The sequence below is a fragment of the Shinella sp. WSJ-2 genome (assembly GCF_003432075.1).
In the GTDB taxonomy this organism is placed as follows: Bacteria; Pseudomonadota; Alphaproteobacteria; order Rhizobiales; family Rhizobiaceae; genus Shinella.
On sequence record NZ_QWBU01000003.1, the window covers coordinates 267,765 to 290,197 of the forward strand.

The following is a 22,433-nucleotide window of genomic DNA, read 5'->3' on the forward strand; positions in this document are numbered from 1 at the left end:
CCCAGAAAGGCATGAACCGCAGAGGATTTGCCGGCACCATAGGCGGCGGGCCATGCCTGCGGTAGGCTAATCGTCTGATTGATCGATGAATTGTCGTGATGGCGCGCCAATCTTATGACTGCAAAGAGATTGGAAGCGTCGAAGCGGGGGATCTGCACATGAATGATACCGCTCCACCGCGCCAGCTCCGCAGCCGCCCGAACCGCGTCACGCCTTTCGGACGATTGGAGGCGTCGGTTTCCCGAGGGGCATTCCTCGGCAACCGCGGCGACCTGCATGCTGCCGATGGTGCCATCCGCAAGTCCTATGCGGTGAAGTTCTGGATTTGCTGCACGCTTGAGGAGACCAACGGCCAGCGGGTGACGTTTGACAAGCGGGGACACTATACGCCGCTCTTCTTCTGGGACGAGGCCGTTGCTATGGCCGCCGGTCACCGTCCCTGCGGGCAATGCCGAAAGCCAGCATTTCACGCCTTCAAACACGCCTTCAACAGGGCCAAAGGCCTTCCTGACGGCCATTTCGTGTCGGTCAAGGAGATCGACGCCGAGCTGCATGCAGGCAGGCTCGACGAGAATAAGCGCCAGCGCCGATACAGGGCATCGGCAATCGCGTTGCCTTCCGGGACGTTCGTCACCTTCGACAGCGCGCCGGAAACCGCGGTTTTAATTTGGCATGGATTGGCATATTCATGGAGCCATGCCGGATATGCGGAGCCGGTCGTCATCGATAGCCTCGCCCAAGTTCACGTGCTGACACCGCGGATACTCGTAGAGGTCCTGAGAGCGGGCTATGTCCCCTCGGTCCGTCTCCCGTCAATGCAACAGGAAAATCCGAGTAGCCGATGGTAAGCGGTCCGGCCGTCTGCTTTGCCGCATTGACCTCTCGCCGGCATGGAGCTATGGGCGAAGGGGTCCGCGCGATCGTGGATGGGGACGAAGAATGAGACGAGGGATGACACATTGGGGCCTTTGCCTGCGCATGCTGTGCGCGGTCGCCCTGCTGTTCGTCGGTCTCGCCCATCGCCCGGCCATGGCTGCAATGCCCGCCGGCGTCTCGCTTGCGGATTATGTGCTGCCCGATGGCACCTTCGCCGATCTCTGCCTGAACAATGTCGTCGACGGCAAGACGAAGCAGGCCATGCCTGGAAAGTGCGAGGCCTGCCGTATCGGCGGCGCCATGCTGATGCCCGAACCGGCAACGTTTGCCGCGGCCGTTCTCACCTTCCGCCAGGTCGCCGCCCTTCCGCTTGTCGAGGAGGCGCTGCACTCCCGGCGTGAGCGGCCCGGTGCGCCGCCGCGCGCGCCTCCCTTCCTGTCCGTCTGATTTTTTGCAGTCCGCGCGGCGAAAAAAGCCGCCGTGCGCCCGAAATTCAGCCTGACAGGACCATCTCATGTCCGTAATCTCCGACGCGCCGGCCGTTGCCGCCGCCGAACCCGCAGCACTTGCGCAGCGCCTCTATCGCGCGATCTGGCGCTGGCACTTCTTCGCCGGCCTCATCGCCGTGCCCTTCATGATCAGCCTTGCCATTACCGGTGGCCTCTATCTGTTCAATGACGAGATCGATGCCAGCCTGTTCCGCTACCGCAACTATGTCGCGGTGGGCGATGCGGTGCTGCCACCATCGAAGATCGTCGAAAAGGCGATCGAGGCCGTGCCAGGCGGCACGCTTTCCTCCTACCGCACGCCGGCCGGTGCCGACCGCTCCGCCCGCGTGACGCTGTCGACCGATGCCGGCCGCGAGCTGGTCTTCGTCGATCCCTATAACGGCGCCGTGCTCGATACGGTGGGCGCCAAGGAGGAGTTCAACGAGGTCGTGCAGGACCTGCACAGCCTCGATTACTTCGGTACCTCGTGGGAGCGGATCATCGAGGTGGTCGCGGGCTTCGCCATCGTGCTGACGCTGACGGGCATCTATCTCTGGTGGCCGCGCAACCAGACAGGTGGCGTTCTGAGCGTGCGCGGCACACCGAAGAAGCGCGTCTTCTGGCGCGACCTGCATGCCGTCACCGGCATTTTCGCCAGCGTCGTCATCCTGTTCCTCGCCTTCAGCGGCCTGCTCTGGTCGGGTTTCTGGGGCGCCAAGCTCAATGCCAGTCTCACGGCAAACGGTATGGGCTATCCCGTCCAGCTCTGGGACAACGTGCCCCATTCCATGCTGATCACCACCGATGTGCAGCCCAACGCCTCCTGGCTGATGGAAAACGCGCCCGTGCCGGAATCAAGCCTGCCCGCATCCGGCCAGACGGCGCTGCCGCCCATCGGCCTCGACAATGCGGTGACCATCGCCGATGCTGCCGGCATGCTGCCAGGCTATGAGATGTCGCCGCCTTCGAGCGAAACCGGTGTCTATACCGCCGCCATCTACCCGGCCGATCTTCAACATGAGCGAACCATCCATCTCGACCAATATACCGGCGAACGCCTCGTCGACATCGCCTATGGCGACTATCCCGCGACGGGCAAGGCGATCGAATGGAGCATCAACCTGCACAAGGGGCAGGAGTGGGGCCTGTTCAACCAGCTCCTGATGCTCGCGACCTGCATCGTCGTCATCGCCATGAGCGTGTCGGCGGTTGTCATGTGGTGGAAGCGCCGTCCCGCCGGCCGTATCGGCGTGCCGCCGGCACCGCGCGAAAAGCGTATCTACATCGGTCTCTGGGCGATTGCCGGCGTGTTCGGCGTGCTCTTCCCGCTGACGGGCATCACCATTCTCGCCATGATCCTGTTCGACCAGATCGTCATCCGCTCCGTGCCGCCGCTGCGGCGCCTGTTCTCCTGATTCAGAGCATTTCCGGTGAACTCCGGTTCACCGGAAATGCTCGGAATTTTTGTTTTTTACCGCATTGTCCGACGCCGAAGCGAACTCGCTTCGGCTGGAAATGCTCCAGACAAGGAAACGACCATGAAACGCCTTCTCGCAACCATTGCCGCACTGGCGCTCTCGGCCACCGCCGCGCTGGCCCACGACTTCACCATCGGCACGCTGGAAGTCCATCACCCAGCCTCCAAGGCCACCTTGCCCGGCCAGCCCGTGGGCGGCGGGTTCATGACCATCGCCAACAAGGGCACCGAGGCCGACCGCCTCGTCTCCATCACCGCGCCCGACGTCTCCGACGACGTGCAGATCCACGAAATGGCAATCGAGAATGACGTCATGAAGATGCGCCAGCTGCCCGACGGCGTGGAGATCCCGGCCGGCGGCACGGTCGAGCTGAAGTCCGGCGGTCTGCACGTCATGTTCATGAAGATCAAGCATCCCCTCAAGGAAGGCGAGAGCTTCAAGGCGACGCTGAACTTTGAAAAGGCCGGCGCCCTTGACGTCACCTTCAAGATCGAATCCGCCAAGCCCGGCAATGCCGCAGGCGGCGAGGGCGGCGCCAACCACGAGGGCCATGGCGGCTGAAGAAAAGCGGATGAGGGGGCAATGCGGATATGCCCCCTCATCCGCCTTGGCGTCCCTCCGTTCGGGCAAAAGGGAGAGGCGCTTTGCGGGGGCGGGCTCAGCCCGTCCGGTTCCGTTCGATCGTCAGATGCGCATAGCTCGACGATTCGGTGGCGAGATCGCCGGTGGTGCGTTCGTTCCAGCGGTAGCCGACGATGGCGCCATCAGGCGTGTCGTCGAAGATGTTGCCGGAAATGAGCGCCGAGCCGGCCTCCTCGACCACGCTGACGGCGCAGCCGACCGGGCTTTTGCGCACGAGATTGCCTGACACGACGAGCCCGCGCATATAGGGGCCCCAGCCGAGCACAAGGCCCCATTTCGGTGCGTTTTCCACCGTGTTGCCGGAGACGACCGTGTCGGCTTCCACGGCAATGCCGAAGCCGAAGCCCGCGCCGTCATGGATATAGGGGCCATCGAGCTTGAGATTGCGCACGACATTGCCGGTGACGGTAGCGAGCCGGCCGCCCTCGTTGAAATTGACGATCAGGATGCCGTTCGCCGCGCCGTCGACGAGGTTGCCGTTGACGATGGCGCCCTCGAAGCCGAATTCCGAATAGATCGCCGTCTCGCCGCTCTCGAGGCAGGTATTGCCTGCGATCTGAACGTTCGAGCCGGCATTGGAGCGGATGGCGGAGAAGGCACAAGCCGAGACGTGATTGTTCGTCACCATCACATCGTCGGCGCGAAAAATGTTGATGCCGTTGCCATATTCGCCGGTGCCGCCGCGCGTCGCGGAGATGCGGGCGATACGGTTGCCCGAGACGATGGTGCCGTCGCGACCCTTCTGCCAGCGGTGGATGAGGATGCCGCCATTGCCGCAATCGAAGACCTGGTTGCCGGTGACGGAGAGGTCGTGGCTCTCGACGGCATAGAGCGCATAGTCGGCGGCACCGGACAGCCTGTTGCGCTCGATGCGCCCGCCGGAACGCTCCAGACTGACGGCGGTCTTGGACGAACCCTGGATCTCGCAATTCTCGATCACGACATTGGCGACGTTGCTGAGATGAACGAGGCCTTCCACGGTATCGCCGAGCCAGCGGTTCGCCCCGTCGATGACGAGATTGGCAAGCTCGATGCGGGAGACGCCATCGGCCGCGAAGAGATGCCCACCACCGCCATAGACGATGCGCGTGGCGCCCGGCACCCCGGTCAGCCGGGTGTTGTCGGGCAGGGTGATGTTGGAGATCGCATAGTCGCCGGGCGGCAGGAAGACCGGCATGTTCTTGGCGGCGGCGTCCTCCAGGAGTTTTTCGAAGGCCTTGCTCTTGCGGTCATCAGCGCCGGGGCGAATCCCATGCGCCGAGGCATCGATGCTGCCGCGCAGATCGACATCGACGATCGGCAGGCGTGTACCGCCGGCCGCTGCCGCGGGAGCGGCAAAACCGGCTGCGCCAAGACCGAGACCTGAAAGAAATAACCGTCTGGTAACCATGGAAGCTCCTTGCCGAAAACAAGAGCAGGAACCGTGCCAGTTGCTTTCGTGCCGAAACGGAACAGTTTGGGTGATGCTCGCCCGAGTTGTTGAAAACGTCCCGAGAACGGCCGGATTGGCAGCATTTCTCCGGTTTCCTTTAGGTTTGGATAACGACTCTAGGTGTAGCGTCAGTTGTTCCGGGAAGAGCGGCGGCAGGCCGAGGGCTTCCTTGCGTTTGGGCTTTGCAGGGAACCATGTCGACTCAACTGTCCCACCTTGGCAATGATGACGCCGATGCGACCGCGCGTCTGATGTCCGCCAGTCAGCGCCTCATCGCCGAGGCGGCACGGCTTTTCCCGCTTGCCGCCGCGCAGAACGAGCGCACGATGTGGCTGGAAGCCATGATCGACGAGGTGCCGGACTATCTCTATTTCAAGGACCGCAACAGCCGCTTTGTCGTGGCCAACCGCGCCATCGTCAAGGACAACATGCGTGAGGGGCTGGAGAGCCTCGAAGGCCTGTCGGATTTCGACATCCACCCCGAACATGTCGCGCGTGGCTTCTTCGAGACCGAGCAGGAGATCATCCGCACCGGCCGGCCGATGCTCGACATGGAAGAGCTCATCCGTGATGTCAGGGGCAAGCTGAAATGGCTGCTCACCTCCAAGCTGCCGGTGCGCGACAGCAAGGGCGAGGTGATCGGCATCGTCGGCATCGCCCGCGACATCACCGAGCGAAAGCGCTCCGAAAGCCTTCATGTCGGCCAGGCGCATCTTCTGAAGATGATCGCGCTCGGCTCGCCGCTGGCGGATGTGTTCTCTTCGCTCATCCTGCTGATCGAGGCGCATGTCGCCGATGTCACCGGCTCGATCCTGATGCTGGCGCAGGATGGCAAGCATATTGTCAACGGTGCCGCACCCAATCTCGACCCGGCCTATTGCCAGATGATAGAGGGTGCCGAAATCGGCCCGGCCATGGGCTCCTGCGGTACGGCGATGTGGCGCGGCGAGCAGGTCATTGTTTCCGATATCGAGACCGACCCGCTCTGGGCCGATTACAAGGCACTGGTCGCGCCCTACGGTTTCCGTGCCTGCTGGTCGGCGCCCATTCGCTCCTACCAGGGCAAGGTGCTCGGCACCTTCGCGCTCTATTCGCGCACGCCCGGCGAGCCAACGGCCGAGTGCATGAAGCTCGTCGGCATGGCGACGCACATTGCCGGTATCGCCATCGAGCGCAAGGAGGCCGAGGACAGCATCCAGTTCATGGCGCATCACGATACGCTGACGGGCCTGCCGAACCGCAGCATGCTCGACGAGCGCGTTGCCTCGGCCATCGAGGCGGCGGACGATTGTGGTGGCACGATGACGCTCGCCTTCATCGACCTCGACAATTTCAAACTGGTCAATGACAGCCTCGGTCATCATGCTGGCGACGAACTGCTGAAGATCGTCGCCAACAGGATGCTGCGCTGCGTACGTGCCAGCGACAGCATCGTGCGCCTCGGCGGCGATGAATTCGTCATCCTCATCAACGGTGCGATGCGCCGTGGCGAAAGCGTGGATGACAGGCTGCGCGCCGTGCGTGAGGCGATCGCCGAGCCCGTCGTCATCGAGGGACGCTCCTTCCAGGTCACCTGTTCGATGGGTGTCGCCGCCTATCCCGAGCACGGCCGCAATGTCACCGAACTGCTCGCCCGTGCGGACGTTGCCATGTATCGCGCCAAGGAAATCGGCCGCGATGCCATGCAGGTCTTCACCGCCGAGCTTGCCAACCGGGCGCATGAAAAGCTGGAGCGGCAGGAGGAGCTGCGCCGCGCGCTGGCGCAGGGCGAACTCTTCCTGCAATACCAGCCGCAGATGGACCTTGCGAGCGGCCGCATCTTCGCCGTCGAGGCGCTGATCCGCTGGCGCCATCCCGAGCGCGGCCTTATCGGCCCCGGCGATTTCATCCCGCTTGCCGAAGAGACGGGCCTCATCGGCCCGATCGGTGACTGGACGCTGCGCGCCGCCTGCCGGCAGAACAAGGCCTGGCAGGTCTCCGGCCTGCCGCCCATCGTCGTCAGCGTCAACGTCTCGGCCCGTCAGTTCCAGGAGAAGGATTGGGTGGAGCGCGTGGCGGCGGCGCTGGAGGAGAGTGGGCTGGAAGCGCGCTATCTCGAACTGGAGCTTACCGAAAGCCTCATCATGCAGGACGTGCAGCAGGCGGTGGAAACCATGCATCGGCTGGAAAAGCTTGGCGTGCATCTCGCCATCGACGATTTCGGCACGGGCTATTCCAGCCTTGCTTCATTGAAGAGCTTCCCGGTCGGACGCCTGAAAATTGACCGCTCCTTCGTCAAGGACCTGCCGGAGGACGGCGACGACGCGGCGATCGCCCGTGCCATCATTTCGCTGGCGCGCACGCTGCAGCTGCGCGTTATCGCGGAGGGCGTGGAGACCCGGGAGCAGATGGATTTTCTGCGCGAAGCGGGCTGCGATGAGATCCAGGGCTACTATCTCAGCCGTCCCATCGATGCGCGCGGTCTTCAGGCCATTCTCTGCATTCCCAACCTCTGACGCCTTCGTCTCTGCCTGCAGCTGAACAGGCCCATGTGCCGGCTGCGCAAGAGGCCTCCCGGCCATTGTTGGCATGTCGGCTCTTGACATTGTTATGTTGATATCAACAGTAAGAAACATGTCCGATGACGCGCTGATTCCCTACGAGACGACGCTTTTCGTGCGTGACCATTGCCTGTGCCTGCATGCGCAGCGCGCGGCGCGCGCACTCGCTCGCCGGTTCGACGATGCGCTGCGCCCGCTGTCGTTGACCAATGGCCAGTTCTCTTTGCTAATGGCGCTGAACCGACCCGAGCCGCCGCCGATGGGGCCGGTCGCCGCCGTGCTCGCCATGGATCGTACGACGCTGACCGCTGCCCTGAAGCCGCTCGAACGCCGCGGTCTCGTGCGCGTCGAGGCCGATCCGCGCGACCGCCGCGGCCGCCTGCTGCGCCTGACCGAAGAGGGACGTCGCCTGCTGACGCTAGCTTTTCCGATCTGGAAGGAAACCCATGAAAAGATCGACCGGCAGCTTTCCACCGTCGATATGGGCGTGCTCAGGGCCGGTATGATGGCGATTGCCTAGACTGCGTCGTAGACGTTTTGGGAGGTTGAAACATGGCAATCAAGCGGATGGACAATGTCGGCATCGTCGTCGAAAACCTCGATGCGACGATCGATTTCTTTCTCGATCTCGGCCTTGAACTTGAAGGGCGAGCCATGATCGAGGGCGAATGGGCCGGGCGTGTGACGGGACTGGGCGACCAGCATGTCGAGATCGCCATGATGCGCACACCCGATGGCCACAGCCGGCTCGAACTTTCCCGGTTCCTCCGCCCAGCCGTCGTCGCCGATCACCGCAATGCTCCCGTCAATGCGCTCGGCTATCTGCGTGTGATGTTCGCCGTGGACGATCTCGACGCGACGCTGGAGCGTCTTGGGCCGCGGGGTGTCGTCCTTGTCGGCGAGGTTATCGACTACGAAGGCGTCTATCGTCTCTGCTATATCCGCGGCCCCGACGGGCTTCTGATCGGGCTCGCGCAGGAACTCCGCTGAGGCGGTGCGGCAAACGCCGTCCTCCCTCTGGCAGAGTGCCGCAAAGCCGCTATCTTCTCAATCATGAAGCCCGATCAGCTCCTCAAACCGGCGCCCGCCGGTCTCTATTGCCCTGCCGGCGACTTTTATATCGATCCCGTCCGCCCCGTGGCGCGGGCGTTGATTACCCATGGCCATTCCGACCATGCCCGCGCCGGCCATGGCGCGGTGCTGGCGACGCGCGAAACGCTCGACATCATGGCGATCCGGTATGGTGAAGATTTTTGCGGCACCAGCCAGGCCGCGGCCTTCGGCGAGCGCATCGATCTTTCTGGCGTCACGGTCTCCTTCCATCCCGCCGGCCATGTGCTCGGCTCGGCCCAGATCGCGGTGGAGAAGGATGGGCTGCGCATCGTCGCCTCGGGCGATTACAAGCGCGGCGCCGACCCGACCTGCGCGGCTTACGAGCCGGTGCCCTGCGACGTCTTCATCACCGAGGCGACCTTCGGCCTGCCGGTCTTCCATCATCCGGATCCCAAGGCCGAGATGGGCAAATTGCTCACCTCGCTCCGGCAGTTTCCCGAACGCAGCCACCTCGTCGGCGCCTATTCGCTCGGCAAGTCGCAGCGCGTGCTGCGGCTTCTGCGCGACTGCGGCTATGACGCGCCGATCTATATCCACGGCTCGCTCGCCCGGCTCTGCGACTACTATGTCAGCCGCGGCATCGATCTCGGCGACCTTCGCCCCGCCACGACGGAAAAGAGCAGTCCCGCCGATTTCCGCGGCGCCGTCATCGTCGGCCCGCCCTCGGCCTTCGCCGATCGCTGGGCGCGCCGCTTCAACGAACCGCTCGTCGCCTTCGCCTCCGGCTGGATGATGGTACGCCAGCGCGCCAAACAGGGCGGCGTCGAGCTGCCGCTTGTTATCTCCGACCATTGCGACTGGCCGGAACTCACCGAAACGATCCGCGACCTCGCTCCCCAGGAGGTCTGGGTAACCCACGGCCGCGAAGAAGCGCTTGTCCGCTGGTGCGAACTGTCCGGCGTACCGGCCAAGCCGTTGCATCTGGTGGGCTATGAGGATGAGGGGGACTGATGCGCGCGATGATGCACCACCCGACATCAGGGGAACGTCAGGAGCCTGATATGCAGCATGCCGATGGTGAGGCCGGCGAATGCGCCCATGGGAGCAAAGGTGATTGCGCCGAGGATCCCCGCAATGTCGTAGCCGCCCCAAAGGCCAACAAAGAGACCCACCGTGCTGAGAATGGTGGTGATGGCATTGTGTATTTTTCCCATGAAGGGGCACGTGGGGGGCCGCGCTCGAAACCGCAAGAAGTCGCCTCCCCATGAGAGCCTTCGCCACCCTCCTGGACCGCCTCGTCCTTACCCCCTCGCGCAATGGCAAGCTGAAACTGCTCGCCGACTATTTTCGTGACACGCCCGATCCTGATCGTGGCTACGGTCTTGCCGCCATCGCCGGCACCCTGGACCTGAAGAGCGTCAAGCCCGCGCTGCTGCGCGAATTGGTGCTGGAGCGCATGGACGAGGTGCTGTTTCGTTATTCCTACGACTATGTCGGCGATCTCGCCGAAACCATCGCGCTCGTCTGGGATCAGGAACGCAAGGAGCGCGTGCCGGATGAGGCCCAGCCGCGGCTCGGCGCCGTCGTTGCCCGCATGAATGCACTCGGCCGCACGGAGGTGCGCGGCGCGGTCCGCGATCTGCTCGACCGGCTCGATCCCTCCGCTCGCTTCGCCTTCCTGAAACTCGCGACCGGCGGCCTGCGCATCGGCGTTTCGGCGCGGCTCGCCAAGCAGGCGCTCGCCGAATTCTCCGGCATGGACGTGACGGAGATCGAGACCCTGTGGCACGGCCTGCAGCCGCCCTATGAATCGCTCTTCGCCTGGCTGGAGGGTACCGCCGACCGGCCGGTCCTGGCCACGCCTGCCATCTTCCACTCCGTCATGCTCGCCAATCCAGTGGGCGAGGGCGATCTCGACAATCTCGACCCCGCCGATTTCGCCGCCGAATGGAAATGGGACGGCATTCGCGTGCAGATGTCGTCGTCGGGCACGACGCGAAAACTCTATTCCCGCTCCGGCGATGATATTTCCGCCGCCTTTCCGGATGTGCTCGACGCCATGAATTTCGAGGGTGTGGTGGATGGCGAGCTTCTGGTCGGCGGCACGGCGCGCACCAACAGCCCGACCCGCACCTTCTCCGATCTCCAGCAGCGGCTGAACCGCAAGACGGTCAATACAAAAATGCTGGAGGATTTCCCGGCCTTCGTGCGCGCCTATGATCTGCTCTTCGAAGGGGAGGTGGATGTGCGCCCCGCCGCCTTCACCGAGCGCCGCGAGCGCTTGGCCCACCTCATCGAAAAGGCCCCGCACGACCGCTTCGACCTCTCGCCGCTCGTGCCCTTCGAAAGCTGGGAGGCACTCGAAAAGATCCGCCGTGACCCGCCCGATCCGGTCATCGAGGGCGTGATGATCAAGCGGCTCGACAGCGCCTACCAGGCCGGTCGCATGAAGGGGCCGTGGTTCAAGTGGAAGCGCGATCCGTTCAATGTCGATGCCGTGATGATGTATGCCCAGCGCGGCCACGGCAAACGTTCGAGCTACTATTCCGATTTCACCTTCGGCGTCTGGACGGAAGGCCCTGACGGCGACGTGCTGGTGCCCGTTGGAAAAGCCTATTTCGGCTTCACCGATGCCGAACTCGAAGTGCTCGACCGCTTCGTGCGCAACAACACGACAGACCGTTTCGGCCCCGTCCGCGCGGTGCGCGCCGAGCCCGCCTTCGGCTTCGTGCTGGAGGTCGCCTTCGAAGGTATCAACCGCTCCACCCGCCACAAATCCGGCGTCGCCATGCGCTTCCCCCGCATCGCGCGCCTCAGGCAGGACAAATTACCCGCCGATGCCGACCGGCTGGAGACGCTGATGGCGATGGTGGAAGCGAAGGAGGCGTGAGCATCAACGGGCGCGAAACCACACGATGAGCCGCCATATGGCGACTGCTGCCGAGGCCGCGAGCACGACAAGAGACGTAACGGTGGCGATCAGCAGCATGTCGCCATACCCGGCAAAGGGACTATTGCACTGGAAGCCGCCGAAGCCGAAGGCGCAATGGCGCTCGGTGATGCCGCTGGACAGGGTAAGAATTGCTGCCGACGTTACCGTCAGAGCGATGCTTGCAATGGGAAATGGCCGTGTGTTCATCGATGCCGACCATTCCGCGTCAGATCTTCTCGGTCAAGGTTTTGTGGAATGCGCTGCACCCGAGAAGTGGCGGAGGTGAGGGTAGGGAGGCTAGCTGCCATACGCCGCGGCGCTTGTGCCGTATCCGAAGAGCATCGAAACCCAGAAAGAGAATGTGCACGCCAGCACGATGCCGCCCCCGACGACGCCGGCGGAAACATTATATTTTCGTGCGAGAATGACGGTGACGGCTACCGGAGCCACCACAATCATCACGCCGTGCCAAGCATGGAAATAGGGAGGAACAGGTGACGTCTGGTCGTTCACCGTCGCGGCGAATATCCAGGCCGCGACGATAGCCGAGAGCACTGGCCAGATCAGTCCGGCCAGTAGAATTCCATGGCGGCGATAGAGCCGCCGCGCTTCGGGAAATGTGGCCAGAAGGCCGGTCACCAGTCCGGTGAGCGCTACAATCGGCATATCACAGCCCCAGCGGCGACAGATCCGGGCCGAGCGGCACGATGCGGTTCGGGTTGAGCGACTTGATCGAATAGTAGCCGTGCTTGATGTGGTCGATATTGACCGTTTCGCGCACGCCCGGAAGATCCAGCACCCGCTTCGTGTAGGCCGAGAGCGCCGTATAGTCGGCGAGGCGCTGGCGGTTGCATTTGAAGAGGCCGAAATAGGCGGCGTCGAAGCGGATGAGGGTGACGAAGAGGCGGATGTCGGCTTCGGTGAAGCTGTTGCCCGTCAGGAAGGGGCGGCCGTCGGACAGGCGGGTTTCCAGCTCGTCCAGCATGGCGAAGACGCCCTGATAGGCTTCCTCATAGGCGACCTGTGTGGTGGCGAAGCCGGTGCGGTAGACGCCGTTGTTGAGCGCGGGATAGATGCGCTCGTTGAGGGCATCGATTTCGCCGCGAAGGGCTTCCGGGTAGAGATCGACGCTCTCATCCGCCAGCGCGCCGAAACCGCTGTTCAGCATGCGCACGATATCGGCGGATTCGTTGTTGACGATGGTCTTCTTCTCCTTGTCCCACAGCACGGGCACGGTGGCGCGGCCGGTGAAGGTCGGGGCCGCCCGCGTGTAGAGCTCGTGCATATAGGTCGCGCCGTTCAGGTCGTCGCGGTTGGAGCCCGGGAAGGTGCCGAATTGCCAGCCCTGGTCGGAAAGCGCGGGCTCGACGACGGAAACGGAGATCGCGTCGTCCAGCTTCTTCAGCTTGCGGGTGATCAGCGTGCGCGAGGCCCAGGGGCAGATGAGCGCGACGTAGAGGTGGTAGCGGCCTTTCGCGGCGGCAAAGCCACCTTCGCCGGTCGGGCCGGCGCTGCCATCGGGCGTCACCCAGTTACGGAAGCTCGAAACCTGGCGCACGAAGCCGCCCTTGGCGTCCGTCGCCTGCACCGGCTGCCAGTCTTCCGTCCACTTGCCGTTGACGAGCATCGCATCACCTCATGTCGTTGATTGTGGCTCCGAAGTACCGCCCGCGCGGGAAAACGGCAATTCGCGCGGCGATTGACACAGCGTTCACAAACCTGTGCCGGATGTCGAACGCAGCGTGGACATGGTGCCACAGTCGCGCGGAAACGCCATGCGTAAGCCTCGGGCCAGCCGCAATTGCCACAATTAGGGCAGGGTTATGGACCTAGTTTGCGCTTGTTAGCTAGTGATTCAGCCTCCTCGTTCATTCTGCCTTTCCGTCAAACGGATATTGATCCCTTCCATGACCGATACCGCGCTTTCCCGCCGCCGCTTTCTCCAGTTTTCCGGCCTCGCCATGGCGACCGGCCTGGCGGGCTGCACCTCGTCGATGAACACGGACCGTTTCCGCGAGGAGACGCGCCCCTATTTCCGCAATCCCGCGCTGGAAGGCCGGCCCGAGATCATTGCTGACGGGCGCGGCCCCATCAGCATCTACGGCCAGACGCCGCCCTCGGGCCTGCTGCCCGAATCGTCAGCCTATGCTGCCATGTACGGCCCAGTGAACGATGGTGGCTTTCAGGTGCCGGCGATCCCTTACCAGCAGATCGACGCGCGCTTCTATCGCCATGAGGTCGACAGCCCGTTTGCCGAGCAGCCGGGCACGATCATCGTCGATACCGGCAACCGCTTCCTCTATCTGATCCTGCCGAACGGCCGGGCCATGCGCTACGGCGTGGGCATTGGCCGGCAGGGTTTCGCCTGGTCGGGCCGCGGCGTGATCCAATGGAAGCAGGCCTGGCCGAAATGGACCCCGCCGGACGAGATGGTCAAGCGCCAACCGGAACTGACGAAATACTCCGGCGCCAATGGCGGCATGCCCGGCGGCCTTAACAACCCGCTCGGCGCCCGCGCGCTCTATATCTTCCAGAATGGCCAGGACACGCTCTACCGCCTGCACGGCTCGCCGGAATGGAAATCGATCGGCAAGGCCGTCTCGTCGGGCTGCGTGCGCATGCTCAACCAGGACGTCATCGATCTCTACGATCGCGTCAAGGGCAAGGCGCCGATCCTCGTTATTTGACGCTATTTTTCCGAATACCAAAGGCCCGGATGTCACACATCCGGGCTTTTTGCGTTTCGGCGCGCTATCGTTCCGTGAGGCGGGGGAGTGGCCGAATAGGCGAAGAGCCTTGATATTACAGTTTTTGCGCGAGATTGGTATCGCTACTCAATCTTCAGGTATTGCTAATTTTAAGCATTGCTAAATGAACTTTGTTTACCATTAGGGCAACCAAAACTCCCGAACGGCAAGGCATTCCCATGCAGATCTCGACCAAACTCGGTGCGGTAACGCTCTTCCTGACGCTGCTGCTCGCCGGCGCCATTTTTTCCACCTATCTCGTCCTCAATACCATGTCGGCCAAGATGGGCACCATCGTCGTCGACCGGCTGGTTCCCGCCGCCAGCCTCAAGAAGGTCGGCGACCTCTATGCCGTCAATATCGTCGATACCGCTCACAAGGTGCGCAGCGGCGCGCTCTCGTGGGAGGAGGGGCACCGTCTGAATACCCAGGCCGTCGCCGAGATCCAGACGATCTGGGATGCCTATGCCGCGACATACCTCACCGACGAGGAGCGCGGTCTCGCCAAGCAGATGACCGAGGAGATGCACAAGCAGGCCGGCAGCATCAACGACCTGCTTGCCATCATGCAGTCGAAGGATCAGGCGGCGCTCGATACCTATGTGACGACCCGGCTTTATCCGACCATCGATCCGATCGGCACCTATGTGGCCGCGCTGATCGATCTGCAGATCCGGGTCGGCCAGGAGGAGTTCAGCGCCGCCAATGAGACGAAGCACCTGAACCTCATCCTGCTCGCTTTGTTCGGCGCCGTTGCGCTCACCGTGGCCGGCCTGTCCTTCTGGATCATCGTCGCCGGTGTTTCGCGCCCGCTGCGCACCATCACCAAGGTGATGTAGACGCTGGCGCAGGGTGTGACGGATTTCGAAGTGCCGTTCCGCAGCCGCAAGGACGAGATCGGCCAGATTTCGGGCGCGGTTGAAGTTTTCCGCCAGTCTGAGATCGCCAAAGTCCGCTTGCAGGCGGAGGCGGAAGCCGCGCGCCTCCAGGCCGAGCAGGACCGCGTGCGCTTGCAGGAGGAAGCCGAGGCGGCCGCGCAGAAGCGTCTGCAGCAGGCAACATCAGGCCTTGCCGCCGGCCTGCGCCGTCTTGCCAGTGGCGATCTCAGCTTCCAGCTCGACGAACCTTTCGCGTCCGATTTCGAGCAGCTGCGCAGCGACCTCAATTCCGCCGTGGCGGAGCTCGGCGAAACGCTGCGCGCCGTCTCGCAGGCCGTCGACGAGATGGACACCGGCACCCGTGAAATCAGCACCGGTGCGGATTCGCTCTCCAAGCGCACGGAGCAGCAGGCTGCCTCGCTGGAGGAGACTGCCGCGGCACTCGACGAGATCACCGCCAACGTCACCAATTCGACGCGCCGGGCCGAGGAAGCGCGCGCTGTTGCCGCCGAGGCGAATGGTAATGCCGCCCGGTCGGGTAACGTGGTCGCCAATGCCGTCAACGCCATGCAGCGCATCGAGCAGTCGTCGGGTCAGATCTCGTCGATTATCGGCGTCATCGACGAGATCGCCTTCCAGACCAACCTTCTTGCGCTGAATGCCGGTGTTGAAGCGGCGCGGGCCGGTGAAGCCGGCAAGGGTTTTGCGGTCGTCGCGCAGGAGGTGCGGGAACTGGCGCAGCGTTCGGCACAGGCGGCCCGCGAGATCAAGGACCTCATCCGAAATTCCGAAGCCGAGGTGAAGAACGGCGTCAAGCTGGTCAGCGAGACCGGCGAGGCCTTGCAGGCGATCGGCGGCAATGTCGCGACCATCAACCAGCACATGGAGGCAATTGCCGTCTCCGCCCGCGAACAATCCGTCGGCCTTTCTGAAATCAACACCGCCGTCAACCAGATGGACCAGACGACGCAGCAGAACGCCGCGATGGTGGAGGAAACCAACGCCGCATCTGCGACGCTCGTCACCCAGGCCGACCGCCTGCGCACCCTGATCGAGCGCTTCTCGCTCGGCCAGCCGGCACGCCAGCCGCAAGCCGCGCACGCGACGCCGCAGCGCACAGTCCCGTCCCGTCCGCGCGCTTCCGGCAACACCGCCCTGAAGGCGGAAAGCTGGGAAGAATTCTGATCTCCAGAATTCATCGACAAAAAAGCCGCCCGGATCGCTCCGGGCGGCTTTTCATTTGGGACGGGCCAATCAGGCGACGGTCGTTTTGACGTCCAGATTGCCGCGCGTGGCGTGGCTATAGGGGCAGACGACGTGGGCCTTCTTGATGAGGTCCTCGAGAACGGCCTTGTCGACGCCGGGCGCGGACACTTCGAGCGAGGCTTCGATGCCGAAACCGCCGCCATCCTCACGCGGGCCGATGCCGACCGTTGCGGTGACCTTGGCGTCTTCGCCGATCTTGACCTTCTCCTTGCCGGCGACGAACTTCAGCGCGCCGAGGAAGCAGGCCGAATAGCCGACCGCGAAGAGTTTTTCCGGGTTGGCGCCCGTTGCGCCGTCGCCGCCAAGTTCCTTGGGAACAGTCAGCGTGACGTCGACGGTGCCGTCTTCGGTTGCGCCATGCCCGGCGCGGCCACCGGTTGCGGAAGCCTTGGTCCTGTAGAGAATGGGCATGAGTGTCTCCTTCCTTGCTGTCGTTGTTGATGACAATTGAATAGCGCAAAATTAAATTGCGCGCAATATGATTTTGCAAATTGCAATTTTAGCCCTTTGTGCGACAATGAAGCATGATCGAGAAACGTGACGAAGCTGAGACGGACACCATCCCCGAAGGCGTGCTGGCGCTCGACCAGCAGCTCTGCTTTGCCGTCTATTCCGCCGCGCACGCGCTCAACCGCACCTACAAGCCGCTGCTCGATCCCTACGGCCTGACCTATCCGCAATATATCGCGCTGATGACGCTCTGGCAGCAGGACGGCCGCACGGTGAAGGCGCTGGGCGCCACGCTCGGGCTCGATTCCGGCACGCTCTCTCCGCTCCTGAAGCGGCTGGAGGCATCGGGATATATCACGCGCGCCCGCGACAAGGCGGACGAGCGTCAGGTCCTCGTTACGCTCACCGAAAAGGGCAGGGCGATGCAGCGTGATGCGGTGGCCATTCGCATGGAGATCGGCAAAGCCACGGGCTGCACGCTGGAGGCACTTCAGGCGCTGACCCGAGACCTCCAGGCCATGACCGAGCGACTTGAAAGCGGCGTGCACCACGACGCCGCCTGAAAAGTACGATTTTACCGTAAAGCCGGCCCTGCCGCACCTGTTCGCGATTCAACCTTCGCGCTAGACTGCGCGTGAAGACGAAGAAACCGTCGATTGGGGGCGCGGTTGACTTTCACATGGTCCTGGGAGAGGGCGAACGTCGCGGCGAGCCTGTGGTGCATCGCCGTGGGTCTCGTCATGTTGGCGCTTTGGCTGGCGGAACCGGCGGCCCTGGCTGCTGCGCATCCCGGCCTGTTCAACATGAAGTTCAATGCGGCGCTCACCTTCGTCGTGCTCGGCGTGTCGCTCTGGCTTGTCGCCGCCGGCCGCAGAAAGCTGCCGGCACTGATGATGGTTCCCGTCTTCATCTACGGCGCGCTTGCGCTTGCCCAGCATGTCCTGACCATCGATGCCGGCATCGATACGCTGCTCAACACACCCTTCGTCGATATCGGCACCAGTCAGCCCGGGCGCATAGCGCCGAACACGGCGCTCTGTTTCATTCTGATGAGCATCGCCATCGCCCGCCGCGCGCTCCGTGGCAAAAACGATATCGTGCAGGTGGCGCTCGGCTTTGCGACCTTCATCATCGCCGCGGCCGCCCTTGTCGGCTACGCGATCTCGCTCGACTTCGCGCATGACTGGATTCGCTTCACGCGCATGTCGGTTCAAAGTGCCAGCTGCTTCGTGGCGCTTGCCGTCGCCATCGTCTTCGTCGGCACAGAGAAGACCGGCTACAACCGGCTGACCATAGCCGCCATTCTGGGCCTGCTGACCTATCTCATCCTGCTGGCGATGGCCTATTACGAACTGGCGCGCTACGAGAATACGTTCGGGATCACCTTTACCATTAACGGCATCAATGCACGCAGCACGCTCTCTTCACTCGTCCTGATTTCGGGCGCGCTTTATGGCGCACTCATCGTTCATCTCTATTTCTCCTCCCGCCAAGCCCGCGCCATGGCGGCGGATCTTGCCGAGAGCCGGGGGCGCCTTGCCGCCATTATCGACAACGCGGTTGACGGCATCATCACCATCGACCAACACGGCATCATCCAGTCCGTCAACGACGCCTGCACGCGCATCTTCGGTTACGAACCGGAGGAAATGATCGGCTGCAACGTCAAGATGCTGATGCCGGAGCCTTATCACAGCGCCCATGACGGCTATCTCGGTAATTACCATCGCACCAGCGAAGCCAAGATAATCGGCATCGGCCGCGAGGTGGAGGGACGGCGCAAGGACGGCGTGATCTTCCCGCTCGACCTTGCGGTGGCGAAAGTGGAACTGAACGGCGCCACCATCTATAGCGGCATCGTGCGTGATATTTCCGAGCGCAAGGCGAACGAGCGGGCGCTGATCGAGGCGAATGCCGAGCTGGAGGAATTCGCCTACCGCACCTCGCACGATCTGCGCTCGCCGATCGCCTCCTCGCTGGGTTTGCTCGGTATTTCCAAGGACATGCTGGCGGAGGGGAATACGCCGGCGCTCGGCCAGATGCTGCAACGCATGGAGGTGAATTTCCGCCGGCTCGATCATCTCATCCAAAACATCATCACGGTGACGCGTACGCGGCTGATGGAGGAGGACGAAGGACCGATCAAGCTGCGCGTGCTTGTCGCCGAGGCAATCGATGCGCTCTCGCATCTCGATGATTTCAAGCGGATCCGCATCGAAAATCATGTGCCTGCAGAATTGACAATTGTCAGCAAGCCATCGAAATTCCAGGTCATCGTCGGCAACATGCTGTCCAACGCGGTCAAGTATCACGATCCCAAGGAGGCCGAGCCGGCGATCGATGTGCGCGCTTTCCGCTACGGCGGCCGGCTCAGGCTGTCGGTGGAGGACAACGGCCTGGGCGTTCCGCCCGCAAGCCGTCATTTGTTGTTCAAAATGTTCAAACGGCTGCACCCCAACCGATCCTTCGGCAGTGGGCTCGGCCTCTACATATTGAGAAAGAGCGCCGAAGCCCTGGGCGGCACGGCGCTCTATGAAGCAAGAGATAAGGGCAGTCGCTTTATGATCGACCTGCCCGACGGGGACTGACATGAAGATCCATTCGATCCTGGTCGTCGACGACGACGAGAACGACCAGTTCATTTGTGAATATACGATCCGCAAGTTCGATCCGTCGATTCGCATCCTCAAGGCGTTCGACGGCACCGAGGCGCTCGATATCCTGCGACAGGAAGAAACACCCGACGCCATCATCCTCGATATCAACATGCCCGTGATGAACGGTTTCGAATTCCTCGACCGCTATGCCGAGGAGTTTGAACAGCACGCCCCCGTCGTTGCCATGCTGACCAGTTCGCATCTCGGCAAGGATCGCGAGCGGGCGATGCAATACAGCTTCGTGAAGAGCTATTTCGAGAAGCCGCTGCAGTCCGATCACCTGCATATCATGGCCGAACTTCTCGGCCACAAAGGGCCGTAAACTTGTCTTTGGAAAAATAGATGCTATATTCTTTCCAAGGAAAGGATTAAGCCCATGCAGCGGAAACCCATACAACAGGCCAATGCGGAAGGCGTCGTGCTCACCAAGGCGGCCGTCAATGCGGCGGACCGGCTGGGATTGACGGCGCGCATCCTCTCGGCGGTCATCGGCGTGTCGGAGGCGACGGTGTCGCGGCTGAAGCGGCAGGACGTGCTGCTGGAGCGCGGCACGAAGCCCTTCGAGCTCGCCGTGCTGCTCGTGCGGCTGTTCCGCTCGCTCGACGCCATCGTTGGCGGCGACGAGAGTGTTGCGCGCAACTGGATGACGGCCGAAAACACCGCGCTCGGCGCCCGCCCCGTCGATTGTATCGTCTCCGTTACCGGCCTTGTCGATGTCCTTGCCTATCTGGACGCCCGCCGCGCTCTCGTCTGAGGCGCGGCCCTTCGTGGGCAGCGTCTGGCGGTTCGTCGAGGCGCAGCATCGCGTCTCGACGCTGAAGCTCGTCGATACCTTGGACGAGCAGGCCTTGCTGGAAGACATTCTCGAAGAGAGCAAGCCGGTGCTGCCGCCTGAATGCGCCGGCCTCGATTATCTGCTCGCCACACCCTTCCGCTACGGCGCGATCTATCCGCACGGCTCGCGCTTCCGCCGGGCAGGGCGCACGCTCGGCGTCTACTACGCGGCGCTGACGGTGGAGACGGCGCTGGCCGAGATGGCCTTCTACCGTCTTCTGTTCTTCGCGGAATCGCCTGCCACGCCGCTGCCGGCGAATGCGGCCGACTACACCGCCTTTTCTGCCGCCGTTGCGACCGGCGAGGCCATCGACCTCACCGTGCCGCCGCTCGACCGGGATGCGGCCTTATGGACGCACCCGACCGACTACGCCGCCTGCCAGTCGCTTGCCGACGGCGCGCGGGAAGGCGGGCTTGCCGCCATCCTCTATCGCTCGGTGCGCGATCCCGCTGCCGGCATGAACCTCGCACTCCTCACGGCAAAAGCCTTCGCCGCGCCAAAACCGGTGGAGCGCCAGACCTGGCGCATCCGGTTGTCAGGGCTCGGCGTGCAGGCCTTGTGCGACCACCCGCCGCGGCGCATCGGCTTTTCCCGCGAGGATTTTTCCGCCGATCCGCGCATCGCCTCACGCCGATAGGGCGGCCTCCTCGAAGAAATCCTCCGGGCTATCCACCTCGATCAGCCGCCGCTTCTCGATCAGCCAGAACCGGTTGGCCACCGCGCGTACGAAGGCGCGGTCATGCGAGACGAAGAGGCAGCTCGCCTGCTGCGCTGTGAGCTCTCGTTCCAGCGCTTCCTGCCCCTCGATGTCGAGATGGTTGGTCGGTTCGTCGAGCAGGTAGAAGTTCGGATTGGTCAGCCTGAGCACCAGCATGCCGAGCCGCGCCTTCTGCCCGCCCGAAAGCAGACCGACCGGCCGTCCCTGCATCTCCACGGAAAAGCCGGCACCGGCAAGCAGGCTGCGCGCCCGCTGGTCGCCGACATCGAAGCGGTGGATGATCGTGCCATGCGGCGTCTCCGTGTCGGAAAGATCCGACAGCGCCTGGTCGCCATAGCCGAGCACCAGCGATGGCGTCGGCTTGATGCCCTCCCGTGCCGTGCCCTCGATTGCTTCGCGCAGCCGCAGCACGAACCGCGTCTTGCCGGTGCCGTTCAACCCGAGCAGCACGATGCGGTCGCCCTGGCAGATGAATTTCTGGCCGGTGCGGAAGAGGAGGGTGCCATCGGGCGTCTCGACCGGGCAATCCTCCAGAGTCACCAGAACCTTGGCATGGGTGCCGCGATTGGCGAGCCGGATGGCGCCGGCGGAATTCTCCTGATGGGCGGGGCGCGCCGCATCCTCGATGCGCTCGGCGCGGGCTTTCAGCTGCTTGGTCTTTACCACCAGCAGATCGCTGCCCGAATTGATGCCGATATTGTTGAGCTTCGCCGCCTGCTGACGCAATTGCGCGGCCGCCTTCATGTCCTTCTCGAAGCGCCGCTCCTCGGCCGCATCCGCCTCGTCCAATGCCGCGCGGGCGCGAGAATAGGGCAGCGCAAAGAGCTGCGAGCGCTCGGGCCTCAAGAACAGCGTGCGGTTCGTCACCGCGTCTAGGAAGGCGCGGTCGTGGCTGGAGAGGACGACCGGCATGTCGCGCGGCAACGTGCCGAGCCAGCTTTCCAGCCGGGCGATCTTCTCGAGGTCGAGATGGTTGGTCGGCTCGTCGAGCAGCAGCACATCGGGTTCCGCGACACGCACGCGGGCAATCAGCGCGATGCGCTGCCAGCCACCGCTCAATGCACCCAGCGGCCGCTCGCGCAGCGCCTCGGGCACCTCGAGCTCTTCGAGCGTCACATCCGCCCGCCAGCTTTCGCTCTCCTGCTGTTCGGGCGAAAGCGCACTCAGCACTGCCTGACGAAACGTCAGTTTTTCCAGCCCCGGGGCAAGGTTCTGTTCCATATGGCCGACGGTGAGGCCACGGGCGCGGGTGATCTCGCCGCTGGTCGGCTCGAAATCACCGGTGATGCAGCGCAGCAGGGTGGATTTGCCGCGCCCGTTGGCGGCGACGAGACCGATGCGGTCGCCGCTCGCGATGGCGAGGTTGAGATTGGCGAAGAGGGGAGCGGAAAGCGTGACGCCGAGCGCACGGATATTGATGAGCGACATGAAAAATCTCTGG

Annotated in this window: 22 protein-coding genes and 2 pseudogenes; 17 read left to right on the forward strand and 7 right to left on the reverse strand. The window is 63.3% G+C overall.

Annotated features, from left to right (window positions below; genetic code table 11):
- Positions 1-158: 158 nt before the first annotated feature.
- The 4 genes from D0Y60_RS08975 (at position 159) to D0Y60_RS08990 (ending at position 3,403) form a co-directional block, all read left to right on the forward strand.
- Positions 159-848: a hypothetical protein gene (locus D0Y60_RS08975; protein ID WP_147324512.1), complete on the forward strand. Its 690-nt coding sequence runs from the start codon at positions 159-161 to the stop codon at positions 846-848.
- Between the two features lie 103 nt (positions 849-951).
- On the forward strand, positions 952-1,323 hold the full coding sequence (locus D0Y60_RS08980; protein WP_117368947.1) for a hypothetical protein: 372 nt from the start codon (positions 952-954) through the stop codon (positions 1,321-1,323).
- Positions 1,324-1,390: 67 nt separating this feature from the next.
- Complete coding sequence (locus D0Y60_RS08985; RefSeq protein ID WP_117368949.1) at positions 1,391-2,779, forward strand: PepSY domain-containing protein; 1,389 nt, start codon at positions 1,391-1,393, stop codon at positions 2,777-2,779.
- A 123-nt stretch (positions 2,780-2,902) separates the two neighbouring features.
- Positions 2,903-3,403, forward strand: coding sequence for a copper chaperone PCu(A)C (locus tag D0Y60_RS08990; RefSeq protein WP_199564132.1), 501 nt, complete (start codon positions 2,903-2,905; stop codon positions 3,401-3,403).
- Between the two features lie 97 nt (positions 3,404-3,500).
- Here the strand turns inward: D0Y60_RS08990 and D0Y60_RS08995 are convergent, their stop codons facing one another.
- Positions 3,501-4,874: a TIGR03808 family TAT-translocated repetitive protein gene (locus tag D0Y60_RS08995; RefSeq protein WP_117368953.1), complete on the reverse strand. Its 1,374-nt coding sequence runs from the start codon at positions 4,872-4,874 to the stop codon at positions 3,501-3,503.
- Positions 4,875-5,110: 236 nt separating this feature from the next.
- Between D0Y60_RS08995 and D0Y60_RS09000 the strand changes: the two genes are divergently transcribed.
- From D0Y60_RS09000 to D0Y60_RS09015, 4 genes are all read left to right on the forward strand, one after another.
- On the forward strand, positions 5,111-7,411 hold the full coding sequence (locus tag D0Y60_RS09000; RefSeq protein WP_117368956.1) for an EAL domain-containing protein: 2,301 nt from the start codon (positions 5,111-5,113) through the stop codon (positions 7,409-7,411).
- Positions 7,412-7,529: 118 nt separating this feature from the next.
- Positions 7,530-7,976, forward strand: coding sequence for a MarR family winged helix-turn-helix transcriptional regulator (locus tag D0Y60_RS09005; protein WP_117368959.1), 447 nt, complete (start codon positions 7,530-7,532; stop codon positions 7,974-7,976).
- 32 nt (positions 7,977-8,008) lie between these two features.
- Complete coding sequence (locus D0Y60_RS09010) at positions 8,009-8,446, forward strand: VOC family protein (RefSeq protein ID WP_117368961.1); 438 nt, start codon at positions 8,009-8,011, stop codon at positions 8,444-8,446.
- 63 nt (positions 8,447-8,509) lie between these two features.
- The gene (locus tag D0Y60_RS09015) at positions 8,510-9,520 is read left to right on the forward strand and encodes a ligase-associated DNA damage response exonuclease (protein ID WP_117368963.1); all 1,011 of its coding nucleotides are present in this window, start codon (positions 8,510-8,512) and stop codon (positions 9,518-9,520) included.
- Positions 9,521-9,546: 26 nt separating this feature from the next.
- On the opposite strand, the gene D0Y60_RS24845 is transcribed toward D0Y60_RS09015, so the two are convergent.
- Positions 9,547-9,723 (reverse strand): hypothetical protein, encoded by a 177-nt coding sequence (locus D0Y60_RS24845; protein ID WP_199564133.1) that lies wholly within the window; start codon positions 9,721-9,723, stop codon positions 9,547-9,549.
- A gap of 50 nt (positions 9,724-9,773) precedes the next feature.
- Between D0Y60_RS24845 and D0Y60_RS09020 the strand changes: the two genes are divergently transcribed.
- Positions 9,774-11,399, forward strand: coding sequence for a cisplatin damage response ATP-dependent DNA ligase (locus tag D0Y60_RS09020; protein ID WP_117368965.1), 1,626 nt, complete (start codon positions 9,774-9,776; stop codon positions 11,397-11,399).
- 3 nt (positions 11,400-11,402) lie between these two features.
- Here the strand turns inward: D0Y60_RS09020 and D0Y60_RS09025 are convergent, their stop codons facing one another.
- From D0Y60_RS09025 to D0Y60_RS09035, 3 genes are all read right to left on the reverse strand, one after another.
- A complete protein-coding gene (locus D0Y60_RS09025) occupies positions 11,403-11,648 on the reverse strand; it encodes a hypothetical protein (RefSeq protein ID WP_117368967.1) in 246 nt (81 codons plus the stop codon).
- A gap of 90 nt (positions 11,649-11,738) precedes the next feature.
- Positions 11,739-12,107, reverse strand: a complete 369-nt coding sequence (locus D0Y60_RS09030; protein WP_117368969.1) for a hypothetical protein — start codon at positions 12,105-12,107, stop codon at positions 11,739-11,741.
- 1 nt (position 12,108) lies between these two features.
- Positions 12,109-13,068 (reverse strand): glutathione S-transferase family protein, encoded by a 960-nt coding sequence (locus D0Y60_RS09035; RefSeq protein ID WP_117368971.1) that lies wholly within the window; start codon positions 13,066-13,068, stop codon positions 12,109-12,111.
- A 280-nt stretch (positions 13,069-13,348) separates the two neighbouring features.
- Between D0Y60_RS09035 and D0Y60_RS09040 the strand changes: the two genes are divergently transcribed.
- The 3 genes and pseudogenes from D0Y60_RS09040 to D0Y60_RS09050 form a co-directional block, all read left to right on the forward strand.
- Entirely contained in the window at positions 13,349-14,128 is a 780-nt protein-coding gene (locus D0Y60_RS09040) for a L,D-transpeptidase (protein WP_117368973.1), read from the forward strand.
- A gap of 239 nt (positions 14,129-14,367) precedes the next feature.
- Positions 14,368-14,823: pseudogene (locus D0Y60_RS09045) on the forward strand (MCP four helix bundle domain-containing protein); the annotation flags it as partial.
- Between the two features lie 156 nt (positions 14,824-14,979).
- Positions 14,980-16,251: pseudogene (locus D0Y60_RS09050) on the forward strand (methyl-accepting chemotaxis protein); the annotation flags it as partial.
- A 69-nt stretch (positions 16,252-16,320) separates the two neighbouring features.
- On the opposite strand, the gene D0Y60_RS09055 reads toward D0Y60_RS09050, so the two are convergent.
- A complete protein-coding gene (locus D0Y60_RS09055; protein ID WP_117368979.1) occupies positions 16,321-16,743 on the reverse strand; it encodes an organic hydroperoxide resistance protein in 423 nt (140 codons plus the stop codon).
- 113 nt (positions 16,744-16,856) lie between these two features.
- On the opposite strand from D0Y60_RS09055, the gene D0Y60_RS09060 reads away from it, so the two are divergent.
- The 5 genes from D0Y60_RS09060 to D0Y60_RS09080 all read left to right on the forward strand — a co-directional run bounded on the left by D0Y60_RS09060 (position 16,857) and on the right by D0Y60_RS09080 (position 20,911).
- Positions 16,857-17,345 carry a MarR family transcriptional regulator gene (locus tag D0Y60_RS09060; protein WP_117368981.1) on the forward strand — a complete coding sequence of 163 codons (489 nt, stop codon included), beginning with the start codon at positions 16,857-16,859 and terminating at the stop codon, positions 17,343-17,345.
- A 105-nt stretch (positions 17,346-17,450) separates the two neighbouring features.
- Positions 17,451-19,370, forward strand: a complete 1,920-nt coding sequence (locus tag D0Y60_RS09065; protein ID WP_147324513.1) for a PAS domain-containing sensor histidine kinase — start codon at positions 17,451-17,453, stop codon at positions 19,368-19,370.
- Between the two features lies 1 nt (position 19,371).
- Positions 19,372-19,761 carry a response regulator gene (locus tag D0Y60_RS09070; protein ID WP_117368988.1) on the forward strand — a complete coding sequence of 130 codons (390 nt, stop codon included), beginning with the start codon at positions 19,372-19,374 and terminating at the stop codon, positions 19,759-19,761.
- A gap of 54 nt (positions 19,762-19,815) precedes the next feature.
- A complete protein-coding gene (locus D0Y60_RS09075; protein WP_117368991.1) occupies positions 19,816-20,193 on the forward strand; it encodes an MbcA/ParS/Xre antitoxin family protein in 378 nt (125 codons plus the stop codon).
- Positions 20,153-20,911 (forward strand): RES family NAD+ phosphorylase, encoded by a 759-nt coding sequence (locus D0Y60_RS09080; RefSeq protein ID WP_117368993.1) that lies wholly within the window; start codon positions 20,153-20,155, stop codon positions 20,909-20,911. The genes D0Y60_RS09075 and D0Y60_RS09080 overlap by 41 nt, the downstream gene beginning before the upstream one ends.
- On the opposite strand, the gene D0Y60_RS09085 is transcribed toward D0Y60_RS09080, so the two are convergent.
- On the reverse strand, positions 20,900-22,420 hold the full coding sequence (locus tag D0Y60_RS09085; RefSeq protein ID WP_117368995.1) for an ABC-F family ATP-binding cassette domain-containing protein: 1,521 nt from the start codon (positions 22,418-22,420) through the stop codon (positions 20,900-20,902). The two genes, D0Y60_RS09080 and D0Y60_RS09085, sit on opposite strands and share 12 nt — an antisense overlap.
- Between the last annotated feature and the right edge of the window lie 13 nt (positions 22,421-22,433).

Coding starts and splice junctions, on each gene's coding strand:
- D0Y60_RS08975 (WP_147324512.1), top strand. CDS start 159: ATGAATGATACCGCTCCACCGCGCCAGCTCCGCAGCCGCCCGAACCGC.
- D0Y60_RS08980 (WP_117368947.1), top strand. CDS start 952: ATGACACATTGGGGCCTTTGCCTGCGCATGCTGTGCGCGGTCGCCCTG.
- D0Y60_RS08985 (WP_117368949.1), top strand. CDS start 1,391: ATGTCCGTAATCTCCGACGCGCCGGCCGTTGCCGCCGCCGAACCCGCA.
- D0Y60_RS08990 (WP_199564132.1), top strand. CDS start 2,903: ATGAAACGCCTTCTCGCAACCATTGCCGCACTGGCGCTCTCGGCCACC.
- D0Y60_RS08995 (WP_117368953.1), bottom strand. CDS start 4,874: ATGGTTACCAGACGGTTATTTCTTTCAGGTCTCGGTCTTGGCGCAGCC.
- D0Y60_RS09000 (WP_117368956.1), top strand. CDS start 5,111: ATGTCGACTCAACTGTCCCACCTTGGCAATGATGACGCCGATGCGACC.
- D0Y60_RS09005 (WP_117368959.1), top strand. CDS start 7,530: ATGTCCGATGACGCGCTGATTCCCTACGAGACGACGCTTTTCGTGCGT.
- D0Y60_RS09010 (WP_117368961.1), top strand. CDS start 8,009: ATGGCAATCAAGCGGATGGACAATGTCGGCATCGTCGTCGAAAACCTC.
- D0Y60_RS09015 (WP_117368963.1), top strand. CDS start 8,510: ATGAAGCCCGATCAGCTCCTCAAACCGGCGCCCGCCGGTCTCTATTGC.
- D0Y60_RS24845 (WP_199564133.1), bottom strand. CDS start 9,723: ATGGGAAAAATACACAATGCCATCACCACCATTCTCAGCACGGTGGGT.
- D0Y60_RS09020 (WP_117368965.1), top strand. CDS start 9,774: ATGAGAGCCTTCGCCACCCTCCTGGACCGCCTCGTCCTTACCCCCTCG.
- D0Y60_RS09025 (WP_117368967.1), bottom strand. CDS start 11,648: ATGAACACACGGCCATTTCCCATTGCAAGCATCGCTCTGACGGTAACG.
- D0Y60_RS09030 (WP_117368969.1), bottom strand. CDS start 12,107: ATGCCGATTGTAGCGCTCACCGGACTGGTGACCGGCCTTCTGGCCACA.
- D0Y60_RS09035 (WP_117368971.1), bottom strand. CDS start 13,068: ATGCTCGTCAACGGCAAGTGGACGGAAGACTGGCAGCCGGTGCAGGCG.
- D0Y60_RS09040 (WP_117368973.1), top strand. CDS start 13,349: ATGACCGATACCGCGCTTTCCCGCCGCCGCTTTCTCCAGTTTTCCGGC.
- D0Y60_RS09055 (WP_117368979.1), bottom strand. CDS start 16,743: ATGCCCATTCTCTACAGGACCAAGGCTTCCGCAACCGGTGGCCGCGCC.
- D0Y60_RS09060 (WP_117368981.1), top strand. CDS start 16,857: ATGATCGAGAAACGTGACGAAGCTGAGACGGACACCATCCCCGAAGGC.
- D0Y60_RS09070 (WP_117368988.1), top strand. CDS start 19,372: ATGAAGATCCATTCGATCCTGGTCGTCGACGACGACGAGAACGACCAG.
- D0Y60_RS09075 (WP_117368991.1), top strand. CDS start 19,816: ATGCAGCGGAAACCCATACAACAGGCCAATGCGGAAGGCGTCGTGCTC.
- D0Y60_RS09080 (WP_117368993.1), top strand. CDS start 20,153: ATGTCCTTGCCTATCTGGACGCCCGCCGCGCTCTCGTCTGAGGCGCGG.
- D0Y60_RS09085 (WP_117368995.1), bottom strand. CDS start 22,420: ATGTCGCTCATCAATATCCGTGCGCTCGGCGTCACGCTTTCCGCTCCC.